At 34.6% G+C, this 13,533-nt stretch carries 15 protein-coding genes and 1 pseudogene; 5 read left to right on the top strand and 11 right to left on the bottom strand.

Annotated features, from left to right (window positions below):
• Nucleotides 1-97 precede the first annotated feature (97 nt).
• Entirely contained in the window at nt 98-337 is a 240-nt protein-coding gene (locus tag DMP16_RS04315) for an IS200/IS605 family accessory protein TnpB-related protein (protein WP_069283066.1), read from the top strand.
• Between the two features lie 56 nt (nt 338-393).
• Here DMP16_RS04315 and DMP16_RS04310 read toward each other — a convergent pair whose 3' ends face one another.
• From DMP16_RS04310 to DMP16_RS04275, 8 genes and pseudogenes are all read right to left on the bottom strand, one after another.
• Nucleotides 394-1,050 carry a helix-turn-helix domain-containing protein gene (locus DMP16_RS04310; protein WP_069283064.1) on the bottom strand — a complete coding sequence of 219 codons (657 nt, stop codon included), beginning with the start codon at nt 1,048-1,050 and terminating at the stop codon, nt 394-396.
• 22 nt (nt 1,051-1,072) lie between these two features.
• Nucleotides 1,073-1,349 (bottom strand): annotated as a pseudogene (locus tag DMP16_RS04305) (zinc ribbon domain-containing protein); the annotation flags it as partial.
• Between the two features lie 21 nt (nt 1,350-1,370).
• Entirely contained in the window at nt 1,371-2,480 is a 1,110-nt protein-coding gene (glcV, locus tag DMP16_RS04300) for a glucose ABC transporter ATP-binding protein GlcV (protein WP_069283062.1), read from the bottom strand.
• 2 nt (nt 2,481-2,482) lie between these two features.
• Nucleotides 2,483-3,373, bottom strand: a complete 891-nt coding sequence (glcU, locus tag DMP16_RS04295; protein ID WP_069284660.1) for a glucose ABC transporter permease GlcU — start codon at nt 3,371-3,373, stop codon at nt 2,483-2,485.
• 5 nt (nt 3,374-3,378) lie between these two features.
• Nucleotides 3,379-4,236, bottom strand: coding sequence for a glucose ABC transporter permease GlcT (gene glcT / locus DMP16_RS04290; RefSeq protein WP_069283060.1), 858 nt, complete (start codon nt 4,234-4,236; stop codon nt 3,379-3,381).
• A gap of 23 nt (nt 4,237-4,259) precedes the next feature.
• Nucleotides 4,260-6,092: a glucose ABC transporter substrate-binding protein GlcS gene (gene glcS / locus DMP16_RS04285; protein ID WP_069283058.1), complete on the bottom strand. Its 1,833-nt coding sequence runs from the start codon at nt 6,090-6,092 to the stop codon at nt 4,260-4,262.
• Nucleotides 6,093-6,305: 213 nt separating this feature from the next.
• The gene (locus DMP16_RS04280) at nt 6,306-6,980 is read right to left on the bottom strand and encodes a helix-turn-helix domain-containing protein (RefSeq protein ID WP_231961072.1); all 675 of its coding nucleotides are present in this window, start codon (nt 6,978-6,980) and stop codon (nt 6,306-6,308) included.
• Nucleotides 6,981-7,469: 489 nt separating this feature from the next.
• Complete coding sequence (locus DMP16_RS04275; RefSeq protein WP_069283051.1) at nt 7,470-8,039, bottom strand: hypothetical protein; 570 nt, start codon at nt 8,037-8,039, stop codon at nt 7,470-7,472.
• A 472-nt stretch (nt 8,040-8,511) separates the two neighbouring features.
• Here DMP16_RS04275 and DMP16_RS11545 point away from each other — a divergent pair, with 472 nt between their 5' ends.
• From DMP16_RS11545 to DMP16_RS04260, 4 genes are all read left to right on the top strand, one after another.
• Nucleotides 8,512-8,790 (top strand): hypothetical protein, encoded by a 279-nt coding sequence (locus tag DMP16_RS11545; protein WP_306416239.1) that lies wholly within the window; start codon nt 8,512-8,514, stop codon nt 8,788-8,790.
• A 171-nt stretch (nt 8,791-8,961) separates the two neighbouring features.
• Nucleotides 8,962-9,354: a zinc ribbon domain-containing protein gene (locus tag DMP16_RS11540; RefSeq protein ID WP_069283049.1), complete on the top strand. Its 393-nt coding sequence runs from the start codon at nt 8,962-8,964 to the stop codon at nt 9,352-9,354.
• Nucleotides 9,355-9,566: 212 nt separating this feature from the next.
• A complete protein-coding gene (locus DMP16_RS04265) occupies nt 9,567-10,490 on the top strand; it encodes a hypothetical protein (RefSeq protein WP_069283047.1) in 924 nt (307 codons plus the stop codon).
• Nucleotides 10,491-10,508: 18 nt separating this feature from the next.
• On the top strand, nt 10,509-11,615 hold the full coding sequence (locus DMP16_RS04260) for a hypothetical protein (RefSeq protein ID WP_069283046.1): 1,107 nt from the start codon (nt 10,509-10,511) through the stop codon (nt 11,613-11,615).
• A 125-nt stretch (nt 11,616-11,740) separates the two neighbouring features.
• On the opposite strand, the gene DMP16_RS04255 is transcribed toward DMP16_RS04260, so the two are convergent.
• The 3 genes from DMP16_RS04255 to DMP16_RS04245 form a co-directional block, all read right to left on the bottom strand.
• Entirely contained in the window at nt 11,741-12,211 is a 471-nt protein-coding gene (locus DMP16_RS04255) for a hypothetical protein (protein WP_255446795.1), read from the bottom strand.
• Nucleotides 12,189-13,016, bottom strand: a complete 828-nt coding sequence (locus DMP16_RS04250) for an ABC transporter permease (RefSeq protein WP_143576918.1) — start codon at nt 13,014-13,016, stop codon at nt 12,189-12,191. Before DMP16_RS04250 ends, DMP16_RS04255 begins: the two co-directional genes overlap by 23 nt.
• Before the next feature lie 18 nt (nt 13,017-13,034).
• Nucleotides 13,035-13,533: substrate-binding domain-containing protein (locus tag DMP16_RS04245; protein WP_143576917.1), on the bottom strand; the 499-nt coding region annotated here is incomplete at its 5' end.

Below are 13,533 nucleotides of genomic sequence, written 5' to 3'. Positions count from 1 at the left end.
ATCGTTGTTGGCAAAGATGATTTTAATTACGTTAGAATACCAACACGTCTAGATGATGCACATCATTATAAGAGTTTGCTGCCCCTTCAGGAGAAATATGATAAGGAATGGAAGGGAGAACGAGAAAATATTAAGTAGGGATTTTCATAAGAAGGCTAAAAATATACTGGAGGATTCTGTTAAGAAAGTTGGTAAGTGGATTGTCGATACAGCTAAACTATTTAACGTTTCAGCTGTTTTCCTAGAGGATTTAGATAATATGATTAAGAAAGTTAAGAGGTTGCCAGTAGATTTTAGGGATAGGCTATATTTGATACAATATCATAGGATACAATAGTGGATTGAGTGGGAGGGTAAAAAGCATGGTCTAGTCAACATGAGTCTGATTTCAAATTAAAGATTATTTTCTTTCACATACGTTTTAACAAGTTTATTCATCGCCCTCCTTAAAGTTTGTAACGTTGCTGTTTTGCTAATTCCTAACTGATTTGCTAAATCTTCTAGATCTATCTCCTTAGGCCAATTGAAGTAACCTAATTTGTATGCCTTGTAAATAATCTCCTTCTCCTTAGATGTTAAGGAATTCCTTGCGCTTAACAAGTTATTTTCGAGTTCTCTGTACTTTAGGGTATAAGTTACCTCTTTGAGTTTAGCTAAAGCTTCCTTAAATGTCTTATCGTCTATCACTATGAACCAATTTTCAAGCCCTTCATATATATTCTCAGAAACATAGAAAGCTCCGTTGTTTATAAGTATCTCAGATATACCGCCTTCCAATTTTGCGGTAACCAATAAAAGAGCCCTCACTTCATTTTTTGTATTAATTCTCTCAAGAATCTTCACTTTGCATATTCTTTTATTCTCTTTTATCCAATTTATCAAATTATTTAACGTAAGCAGATCAGACGTGTAAACCTCAGCAATGATATTTTCTTGACCTAAAGAAGAGACCCTATTTTTCATTAAAACTCTTAGTTCAGTCTTGGGATATCTCTCAGTGAATAAGGACCAATCTTCATGGGATAGTACTATATTATAACTTTTTATCACAATATCAATTTTCCACTTAAGCCTAAATAACTTTAGATGATAATAACAATTCTGACTTACTCCTAGCCATAAATAGCGAGAGTTGCCCTCGTCGATTAGTAATTACATCTCTCATATGTCGAGAGGGTCAGAGACCCCCTCCCATACAAATTCATTATTCCAATAACATTCCTATCATTCTCATAACCACAATTAACACAACGAAAGTATCTATAAGCAGCTTCCTCCATCTTACAACCACACTTTGGGCAATGGGTAGATGAAAAACTAGGATTAACATAAACAACCTTTAAACTATAAAAATATTTTGTGGAAAAAAATTATGTTATCATTTTTTCTCTGTATAAAATATTTTTGCCATCTTTACTGAAAACTTTTACCTTTCCAGCCCTTATTAGTAGATGCTTCTCTGAACCTATCTCTAATGGTTCATCTGAGTCTACTATGATCTCTATATCCTCATTTGATATAGGATTTACGATTATCTTAAAAATTCCAGAACTATAACTAACTAACTTTACTTTAACCATACCTACGTCCATGTACTTATCTTTCCTTTCATCAGATAGTGTTATATCATCTGGTCTAATTCCTATTATAGCCTCATCTATATCGTCTAACTTATAGTCTAAAGGTATGTTTAAATTTCCTACTATAGCGTAATTCTTTATAATTTTAGCATTTATTAGATTTATTTCACCGGTTAACCTTGCTATTATTTCACTTGCAGGGGACTCATAAATCTCTATTGGGTTTCCTATTTGAGCGAATTTCCCTTGTACAATAACTCCAGCTCTATTTGCTATTGCAAAAATATCAGCTGGGTCGTGAGACACTATAAGAGTAGTTAATTTTCTCTCCCTCTGAATTTTTCTAACTAATGCCCTAGCACTCTCCCTAACTTGAGCATCTAAATTACTAAACGGCTCATCCAATAAGAGAACCTTTGGATCTTTGACTAATGCCCTAGCTAGAGCCGTCCTTTGCATTTGTCCTCCGGACAATTCTTTAGGATATCTATTTAATACGCCACCTAATCCTAGTTCATCTGCCACTTCCTTTACTTTCGGTTCTATTTTATCCTTAGGCACTTTTGCTAATTTTAACGGAAAAGCAATGTTGTCAAATACTGTCATGTTAGGATATAAGGCCCAATTTTGAAACACCATTGCAATCCCTCTTTTTTCCGGTCCTAAAACAACTCTTTTCGGTTCAGATACCACCTCATTACCAAAATAAATGTACCCATCAGTAGGCTCTTCAAGACCAGCAATTAATCGCAAGAACGTAGTTTTACCGTGACCACTAGGTCCTAAAACTCCAAAAGCAGTTCCGCTTTCTAGTGTTATGCTAATATTGTCAACTGCCCTTACCTCAGTTTTACCTTTCTTAAAAATTTTACTTAATTTTTCAACTTTTATATCCACCATTTTCACACCCCTTTAGCTCCTCCTCCTAATGCTGCTAACCCACGAATGAAGTATCTTCCAAGAAATATAAATATTACGAGAGGAATTAAAGAAGATATTACTCCCGCAGCGAATGACCTATTATATATTAGGGCGTAAGCTGCGGTATAGAATCTGGCTGCAACCGGTAACATCAACATGTTTGGAGTGTTAGTTAATATTAAAGGTATAAAGAACTGGTTCCACACTTGTAGGAAGACAAATATTAACGTTGAGAGAAATCCGGGAAAAATCAATGGAAATACAACTCTCCATAATATGGTCCAATCACCAGCACCGTCAATTCTTGCCGATTCCAGTAGATACTTAGGTACAACAGGGATAAATATGGACATTAGTAAAGCTGACGTTGGCACATAAAATATGAGTAGTGCAAATATTAATCCTTGATATGTATCATATAGGTTTAACGAAGTTTCCATCTCAATTAAGGGAAATGTTACAGTCTCTATAGGCAAGAAAGTTGCTAATGCCAAAATCGAAAATAAGGTATTACTTAGAATATTGTGCTTTTCGCTTAATATAAAGAAGAAATAGGCAGTCATCGTACCTAATACTGTGGATAATAGTACTGAAGGTATCACTACTATTAAATATCTTAACATAGTTGGTTCTAGACCAGGTATTGTTGCATAACCAAACCACGCAAAAGCATATGCTTCTAACGACGGTTTGTTAGGAGGGAGAAGAATTGAGGTACTAGCTGCCTCGAGGTTAGACTTTAAACCTCCCAAGATCATGGCATATAAGGGGACTAACCATAAAATTATAAGAATAGCTGCAACTAATTCGAGTAAAGCGTACTTAATAACATTTAACGTATAGTTTGACCTGTTCACGCTTCTTTGCCCCATTTTACTCACCTTCTGAACACCCATCTCTTCAATCCGAGTATAGCATAAGGTATGATCACTATCGCAGCAATGATTGCTACTAATACCGATAGCGCTGACGAAAGAGAGAAATACTCAGTGCTGAATAAAATATAAATATATTCCACAAGACTCATCATATTAGGATTCGTAGGGCCACCTATAGTAAATGGTACTGTGAATATTCTGAAAGAAAATAAGAATAGTAAGGCTGTAGAGACTATCATTCCGTTCATTGAATTTGGCAATATTACTCTAAATAATATGTATAAATTATTAGCTCCGTCTATTTTAGCAGCCTCTATAATTGATCGATCTACACTCATATATGAGGCTAAGAAAAATAGTACAGCTAATCCGGTATATGCCCAAGTCTCTATGATTATCATACCAGCATATACAGTGGGCTCAGTAGTTAACCAAATTATGTTCGGAAAATGAAATACCCTTAGAACAAGGTTTATACCAGTTTGAGGATTAAATAACCATTGCCAAGTAATAGCGTAACTAGATGATGGTACAGCTAACGGATATAAGAATATTGATAGATATATGGCTCTTCTTATGTTGCTTTTAATAAAGTATAATATTCCCGCCACTAGAATTCCTAATACATCACCTATTATCACAGCAGATAAGACGTAAACAACAGTGTGAGTCAAAGCCAGCTTAAAGAAATATTGAGAGACTAACGACTGATAAGTAGATATTCCCGCAAAGCTAGGGTGAAGATTAAAAAGGGACCAATTCAAGAAAGAGAAATATACATTTAACACTAATAAATATATCAATATCGCTCCAAATATAAATCCGGGAATGGCCATCAATAATCCTTGTTTACCCAAATTTATATCACCTTTATATATAGTTAATAATCGTTCTTAAATATAAAAAGTTTCAAAAAAAGAGATACCTTGATTTGACTTACAAAATCTTTCAGAAAAATATAATATTTTTTGTCAGCTAGCAGTAACAGATATATTACAGTAAACGCGATGAAATTAATTTCGTTTGTTAGAACTGCTATACCATGATTTGAGCTACTCTTAGGTGAGGTTAACATCTTAAGATAAGGCAACATATACTTTGGAGGTGATAGTAAGAATGACGGAGTATAGCTTGAGTTATAAGTATAAGTTTGAGGATTAACCCATGGTGGTAAATAGTTGCCAAATGGTTGCCCGGGTCTGCCTACAAATCCAAAACCATCCTTAGCTGCTATTTGCCATTCGTGGAAGGTCATATTCTCAGCTTTTAGTAAAGCTGCGTTAAATGTTGGAATGTACGAAGAACCTTGTTCTTGTAAGTTAAGTTCTTGACTTATTAGGAAGTAAAATACATCATCAAACAATGTACCATCAGCAAATGCCCAAGTAAAGTTCTGAATCGGAGTGTTAAACAATGCTTGATAATCATACCACTGCATAGGCGTAGCGTAATAGTCAGTTGCGTTATCCCAGAACGTCACTCCCTTATAATAGGTCCATATTTTTTGCCCTTCATAAGAGGACCAGAATTTAACAAAATTGATTGCAGCTTGTTCTTGTGGATTATTCACAGTAGGTATAGCTACAGAGTCTACATCTATTACATAAACTCCTTGTGTGCCGGGGAATGGTAATGCCATTAATGTAATGTTCGTCCAATTCAAGTAAGGTTCAGTGGCTGGATATGTAGTAGTATTATACCAAATCGCGGCATACTCAGCTAACCAATTTCCACCAGCTTCAAATACTGCTTGTCCTTTTATGACTAATGCCAGAGCTGACCATATGGATTGACTCTGCCAACTTGGAATAACAGCACCTGGACTAACAAATTGTACGAATATATTGTCAGTTTGATTAATAATCTTTTGTACTGTGGTATTATCTAAGTTTAACACACCATACATTAGTTCATTAGATAACTTGGCAGCACCAGCTGGACCATAATATTGGGCTGCAACTGAAAGGAATATTGCAAACCATAAGTGTAATTGCTCATATCCGCCTTCCGCACCTGACACAGCCCATGGAGTTATTCCGTGAGCCTCCAGCTGTTGAGTATCGTAAATTAGTAAACTTAGATTAGTAGGAATAGGTAAGTTGTATTTTCTTAATATTTGAGGATTAAAGTACAATTCTTCAGCCCTGTGAACATTAGTTGGTGATCCGAAAATCGTACCGTTGTACGAAATAGCTAACATAGTAGCTAAAGAGCCCTTTTGGAATGCACCTTCTTGTTGCAATAACGGCGTCATATTGTATAAGTCATGAGGATTAGGTAATAACTCCACGTAAGATAACACTTCTGGACCTCCATGAGCCCAAAAAGCTCCTTGTAACTTTCCAGCTTCTATATCATTAATTACCACATATCTCTCTTCTACGCCACTAGCTCCAGGTAAGGAAGTATACTGAACAGAAAAGCCAGGATAGTATATGGAGAAATTACCTTGTATCCATTTCAGACCTACAGGATCTTCAGCACCCCATGGGTTTATGAAATCTACCACTTGTGATGATGTAATAGAAGAAGTAGAAGAAGTAGTTGTAGTGACAGAAACGGATGAGGTAGGAGTGGAAATAGATGTGGTAGTTGTTGAAGGGTGCCTAGTTAAATAATAACCACTTACTCCTCCGACAACTGCTATGACTATTATCACTACTATAATTGCTACTATCGTCCTTGATATAGCTCTATTTTTCTTATTTATCATGCTTCTTCAGATCATATTGTCACTCATCATTATAATTAATATTATACTTAACTTGTTAGTTTAACATTTTATTTTGCTTTTATAGACTATGACTCTCTAATATTCTTTATTTTTTATGAACCTATCCGAAAAATTAACAAAGAATTGATCACTACGATATAATATGCATACAATATAAATATCTAAGATGACAAGATATTGACCAAAAATAATTTATTTAGCATTATCGAATATCTGTGATAATATCTTTCTTAACCCATTTCTTATCGTCCTATCTAAGGCTACTTTAGTAACACCAAAAGATTTAGCTAAATCATCCAGCTTTATGTTTTTAGGATAGTCAAAGTAACCCATCTTATATGCAGCATATAATACCTTCTTTTCCGTAAAAGTTAAACCATTTATCAAGAACATTTCCTTTTTCATATCCTCCATTTCAAATCTGTCATAAGTTAAATCCTCTATCTTAACTTCCACTTTACTTAATTCCTTTGAAATATTACCCATTACAGAGTCTATATCATTTCCTAAATAATACAGATCCCATTCCTCTACTCCATTATAGGCTAATACATTACCTATTATTACACCATTACTAAGTAAAGTTCTCGTTATGGATCCGTCGTAAAGTTTGAAGTAATACATTAATGCAGTTTTTGACAATCTTGAACGTTCGACGTCAATTAGACTTAGGTTACGTCTATATTTCTTACTATTCATTAAGTTTATGAAATCACTTACATCACTTCTGCTTTCAGAAGTGATCTCAGCTATCTCGAAAATCAAGTTCTTGGAAACTATGGGAAATAAGTACTTAACGTGAGCTTTTACGTCATAATTTAACGTGTTAAACGTCCAGCACGTAGGATGCTCGACTTGAAGCCTCATTTTATAAGCCTTTAACATTTTCCTCCTATTACATTAGGCTTCTAGGATTTTATATATTACGGCGTGTTTATCGATATGATATCGTACTTTTTATCATAAATAAGATTGCTAAAACGTAGTATTAAGTTAACTGGCTTCCTCCCCGCCATAAAAGGCGAGGCTTTACCTCACTTTGTAAATGGAATTAACTATTATCTGATACTTCCCGCCCTAAAGGCGAGGTTTACTATTCCTTTGTCAACTATATTACCTTTTTACGTCCTCAGAAAGTCATAGTAAAATTAGAAATCTCTTAAAGGTTAGAACCATTATATGAACAACATAATTAAATCGATAAACAGTTTTAATATAACTATCTTTTATGATGATAATTTTTCATTAAAACACGGTAATATATAATTTTTAGACAACGAATAAAGGTGTTTAGCACGAAATTTTAAAAAAATATAATATATTTTTAGTATATAATTGGGAAAGAGATATACATCGTCATCTAGATACATTTAAGTCTAGCCATAATAGAGTATATATAGATAAGTCTCTTGATCCACAAACGCTACACTTTCTATCATATAAATAATTTATGCTACCGCATATCTTGCATATCTTGTATTGCCCACCATCTCTATAACCTTTACTCATAAGAATTTTTCTAATCTTGCTTATATTTCTATTTAAGATCACAAACTTGAAGATTAACTTGTTATTATAGGTTATTACTAGCCCTCCCAAGAAGCTACTCCTCTTCAATCCTATTAACAAGTTAACGTCTTTTATTTTGAACTCAGTCAGAGAGGGTCGAAATATCAAATTTTTAACGAACATTTCGCTTTCCTTAAAACTTATCTCATAAGTTAATGAGAGGACTATGACTAATATTATTATAAACGAGATAAAGTAAATGAAGAAGTCCAATGTGATAAGCATAGGCATATTCATAGTTACGATTAAATATGCTGAAATGAATACAGCTATTACTATAACTGAAACATGAAGAATCAAGTAGGGTACCCGGAAGTCTGTTATACTTATAACTCTAAGCGATTGAACCTTCTGCATAATTAAATATATGTAATTGACGTTAAATAACTTAGTCTATAAATAGTTAAAAGCGTGATGGAAATAATCTAAAAATTTTGTACTTGATTGCTTGTAAATACTTAAATTGATCTCTTAATTTTAAAGAAGAGTTAGTGTTTTTTAACGTGTATTTTTATAATTAACTCCTAATGAAGTTACAAGGTGAGGAAGTCCTCGCCCTTAAGGGAGGGGATTGTAAAGTATATAAACTCCCTTTTTCCTACATGTATCTGTGGGTAGGGGAGCTATTAGTAAGGGTGGGTTAGGAATCAGGGCTACGCTAAGCTTTCTGATTTCCCTCTCCTATTCAGCCTTATTCAAAGATATGAGATAGGTTTAAAATATGTCCTTAATTGGTTGAGGGAAAGTAAGCTTGAGAAGAACCTAATTAGAGAAGTTCATAAGGCAAATTATCAAGTTTTGAAGGAGAGGTTTAACCTTCACCCTAAACTTGCTCAAGATTGTTATAGGGATGCTACAGCAATATATAAAAGTTGACTTAGGAACCCTAAGAAGGGTAAGTACTCTAGGGTACGCAAAGTATATTTGGTTAACTCCGAGCATCTCGTTAGATCTTGAGGGAATGAACGTTTTTAGGGGTGTTAATGAGTTGCCAATTCTAGGTTATCTAAGGAGTTTATCATTTTACAAGGATTGGGAGATAAGAGAAGCTAGTTTTAAGGAATGGGACGCTTATTTGAAGATCTCTCTTCTTATGATCAACCCCTAGCTAAGGATGGTGTTGCTGTTGAATATGAATGAAATTGTTGTTAGCAAGGATGATATATGTTACGTTAAGATTCTAACACGTTTAGAGGATACTTATCATTTTTAAGGCTTTAGCTGAGGATTTGCAAAGGAAATATGATAAGAGGAAGATAGTGAGAAAATATTAAAGATAGTGAGAAAATATTATAGGATTAGGGATTTCCATAAAAAGGCTAGGAAAATCGGTAAGTGGGTTGTTGATACAGCTAAATCACTAAACGTTTCAGCTATCTTCTTAGAGGATTTGAATAATATGATTAAAAGGCTACCAGTAGAGTTTAGGGATAAGTTGTATTCGATCCAGTATGGTCGCATTCAATACTGGATAGAATGGCAAGCTAAGAAATATGGTGTTAAGGTTGTTTATGTTGACCCTAGTTTCTCATCTACTCACTGTCCTAAGTGTGGTAAAGAAATGAAAGAGGTTTCTTATAGGTATTTTCATTTTATAAAGTGTGGTAATGAGAATGATCATGACGTTATTGCTATTTTGTATGGTTCTCTGAGCATCTCAACTGTTCCTTAAATGAGAGATGTAAACACGAATCGATGAGAGAAACCCCTTAAGGGGAGGAAGTCAGTTACGTTATACTAAAGGTAATCTTCTAGGGATCTGATAGATAGCTGACTTTCTCCCCGTCTTGAAGGGCGAAGCTTTTCTCATTTTGTAAAGAGCGAGGCTTTTATACTTAACTTGTAATATAAATAGCTTATTATTAAGGGGGTTAAAAACAAATTATGCGAAGAATATTATTGGTCTCTTTAGCTGTTCTAATAACTGTCTTATTATTGATTTCATTAATATTTTTACAACACCAAGGTAATCCACAACGTATCATTAAGGAGAGTTTACTCCAAGGTGGGGAATCAATAGAGATAATTGGAACTCCTACTAATCCCTATAATTCCTTTTCAATAAATCACATAAGCATAAATACGAATCTATGGAACATGGCTAACTCATCAGTTGGCAATGTTACTATGACGTTGTTTAATAATAAGATGATAGTAAACCTAAGTTTCATTAGAGCGTTATATGAAGACAATCCCACAGTATTGGGTTATCCGGAAATACTTTATGGCGTTAATGTATGGGGTGGAGGCATACCGTCTCCTAGTGGGATTCTCCCACTACCTATAGTGCTATATAACGTTAGTAAGGGAGTATACTTGGAAGTTAATTACTCTATTAAAGACATATCAAATACTCCTATAGATTTCGCGTATGACATCTGGATGACTAGGAACGTCACCACGTTGGGAGCAACACATGGAGATATAGAGCTAATGATATGGCTTTATCATACAGCAGGCACTGTGCCAGCCGGGACCTATGTTACGACGATAAGAATACCAGTGATAGTAAATGGTAAGACAGTATATGCGAATTGGGAAGTATACGTGGATAATGGAAGTTCTAATCCATGGACTATAATTACTTTTTCAATAGATATAAGAGGAGGCGATGTAATGGTAAACTTATCAAATTTCATCAATGAAACTATATACATTTTATCTCATTACTTTAATTGGAATTCTGAATACATATATAATCTGCATTTGCAGACAATTGATCTGGGTTCAGAGTTTAGACCCAATCCAAATGGTGAAGTAATGTATTCATTCGAAATATTTTCATATGATATTGTTGTTAAAAGTTAATGAGGAGGAGATCCAGTCTTGATAAAATTAGCCAATGTCAAACTTTTCACTGGAGAAGAGTTAATTAAGTGTGACGTTAGGATAAATAATGAAAAAGTCGATAAGATAGGGGAAATTTCAGATTCATCAGTAGATAAGACATATAATTTGAGAGAATTGATACTAATCCCTCCTCCAATAGACTTGCACACTCACGTTTATTATTATGCAACAAGTTTAGGAGTAAATCCAAACGATATAGTTAGCAAAAGTGGGTTAATGACTCTAGTTGATGCCGGAAGTTCTGGAGCTGGAAATTTCATGGGTCTTAGGAAATTCGTAATAGAACAATCTGAAACTAAAATTTTTGCATTCATCAATATTGCCTTCGCTGGAATACCTTTCTTCGGAGTTTCTAAAAAAGGACAATACTCAGACATTCCTAATATTGAAATAGCTGATGTTAACTTGTGTAAGTCAACTATTCAAAATAACTTAGATGTAATAGTAGGCGTGAAGGTTAGATTAAGTGGAGACGCTAATGGAGAATTAGGAATCGAACCATTAAAGAGGGCTAAAGAGTGTGCTAAACCATTCAATTTACCTGTAATGGTCCATTTTGGCATACCCCCTCCAGACTTAGATGAGATTATTCCTTACCTTGAGAAGGGGGATATTTTAACTCATACCTTTAGACCTGAACCAAATTCCATCTTAAATAGGTTAAATAAAGTAAAGGGATTGAAGAATAAAGGGGTTATAATTGACGTTGGTCATGGTCGGGGAAGTTTTTCATTTACAACTGCTAAAAAGGCACTAGAAGAAAACCTTCTACCGGATACTATAAGTACTGATATACATAAATATAGCATACCGTTGCCAGTAGTTGACTTATACACTACTATGTCAAAATTCTTACATCTAGGCATGGATTTACAAGATATATTAAGGAGTGTGACGATAAATCCAGCTAAGGCTATAAATAGGCAATTAGATGGGAAGGCTAATTTCATAGGCATCGAGGTAGTAGAAGGAAAAAGAGTTCCACTATATGACTCTGAGGGAAAAGTGGAACACTCTACAAGATTTATTATACCTAAGGTTCAAGTCAAAGGTGAGGTAATTAAACCTTTGCAATATAGCTGACTTTTTAATGAATACTCTTTTTACAATTATTGTCTTCATATAAACAGATCGTACTTTGTAAGAAGGAATTTCTGCTTAGATCTACTAACGTCATTATATGAACAGATCGTATTGTCAGATTAATGTTATAGTTTCTTCCCCCTCGCTTCTATTTTTAAACTCGTTATAACTTTATCATTATTTACCAATATAGCCTCATCCCATAAGTCAATAGTAGGGCATACGTGATATGGTATTAATTGAACTTTCTCCTCATAGTCAGGTAAAGGTGATCCTTTCAATACAGTGTGTTCTTCAGACATCGACTTCACGGCTAACCATTTATGCGATACCACAGTCGGGTATATGCCTTGTTCTATGGTAATACCCTTATAGCCCACATCTAAAACCACTCTATCTTCAGCCCTACTTATAACTTGGCTTAAAACGTAAGCTGATATGTGATCTATATCAGTTACACCCAATTCTACTTGATGGATATCGTAGAAAACATATGTCCCAGGCTGGAGTTCATTTATTTCCTCCTTTAAAGCCCACAAACTGGCTGATGGTGTACCTCCCACTGATACTATATCAGCATGTAAACCCTTCTCCACCAAAAAGTGATGTTCCACCTATGACTGCTGCGGCAATAGCATCAAGTTCTAAATTTCCTCCTTGATTAGCTATTACTTGTCCGTATAAGGCGCTTTGCATCAAGCCGGCGAAACCGGCTAAGAGCGAACATAAAATAAATAGACTAATTTTTACAAGATCCACGTTAATTCCTTTAGCCCTTGCTGCGTCCTTATTTCCACCTACGGCGTAAATCCAATTACCCCATTTATGCCTTTCTAGTAATATAGTAGATATAAACGAGATTAAAACGAACCATAACAATTGTGAGTTAATTATCCCATCTAAATATATATTTCCTACCAATACCTTTTCAAGCGATATAGGGACCGGAAACGCATGAGGCTCGCCACCTGACAACTGTAAGGTTATACCTAACCACAATAATAGTGTGCCTAATGTTACTATAAATGAGGGTATACCTCCCTTAGTAGTAATTAGACCATTTAAAAATCCAATTGTTGCACTTACTAATAACGATAAAAATAGAGCTAAATACCCATTAAACCCTTCAGCTATAAGCAACGCAGAGATCATAGGACTTAAAGCAAAGACAGCAGCTACTGATAGGTCAAATTCACCAGCTATCATAAGTAATGTAACACCTACTGTTACCAATCCATATATTGGTATAACTGAAAATAATATGCCTAAATTATTTAAGCTCAAAAAAGAATTATTTAGTATATAAAAGAATAACCATAATAGTATTAATGTGAATATAGCTGCAAATTCCTTATTACTTATAAGCTTAGATAAAAATGTTCTCCTTTTACTATCAGCCAACTTGATCGCCTAATAGATTTAATAGAATATACCTTCATTGACTAGATTTTGCACTTCTTCTGCTATATCTTTGGTTATTACTAAACTCCCTGTATTCACATTCCATCCGCCGAACATATATTTCTTTATAAATATACCTTGAATTACAGGTAAAAAGCCTTGTAAATATGGTTGCTGATCTATTGTAAGTTGCACGTAACCTGCTAATATTGCATTTAAAACTTGTGGAGTGATATCAAAAGTAGCCACGGGTATTTGACCAGGAGCAATATTGAGTTTAGGGAATACTTGTTGAGCTACTGCCCCCCCATATCCATTGCTCAATATTGCTTTAGTATTTGGGTTAGCTTCAAGATAAGCAGAAATCTGTGAGGAAACTTGAGATAAGTCAAAGCTTGATTCTATTACATCCCAGGTGCAGCCATAGCTTTTTAGAAATTCTTCTATTCCTTGATTTCTTTGTTCTGCCCATACTTGACCCGGTCCCTCATCTATTATAACGACGTGACTACCTTGG

The organism is Sulfolobus sp. B1 (genome assembly GCF_007050195.1).
In the GTDB taxonomy this organism is placed as follows: Archaea; Thermoproteota; Thermoprotei_A; order Sulfolobales; family Sulfolobaceae; genus Saccharolobus.
Note: the sequence above shows the minus strand (reverse complement) of the source record. Positions and strands in the feature narration are given on the sequence as shown.

Bases quoted from the DNA above. Each gene is read 5' to 3' on its own strand.
- glcS (WP_069283058.1), bottom strand. From the start codon at position 6,092: ATGATAAATAAGAAAAATAGAGCTATATCAAGGACGATAGTAGCAATT.
- DMP16_RS04275 (WP_069283051.1), bottom strand. From the start codon at position 8,039: ATGCAGAAGGTTCAATCGCTTAGAGTTATAAGTATAACAGACTTCCGG.
- DMP16_RS04265 (WP_069283047.1), top strand. From the start codon at position 9,567: ATGCGAAGAATATTATTGGTCTCTTTAGCTGTTCTAATAACTGTCTTA.
- glcU (WP_069284660.1), bottom strand. From the start codon at position 3,373: ATGGGGCAAAGAAGCGTGAACAGGTCAAACTATACGTTAAATGTTATT.
- DMP16_RS04315 (WP_069283066.1), top strand. From the start codon at position 98: ATGATAAGGAATGGAAGGGAGAACGAGAAAATATTAAGTAGGGATTTT.
- glcV (WP_069283062.1), bottom strand. From the start codon at position 2,480: ATGGTGGATATAAAAGTTGAAAAATTAAGTAAAATTTTTAAGAAAGGT.
- DMP16_RS04280 (WP_231961072.1), bottom strand. From the start codon at position 6,980: ATGAGGCTTCAAGTCGAGCATCCTACGTGCTGGACGTTTAACACGTTA.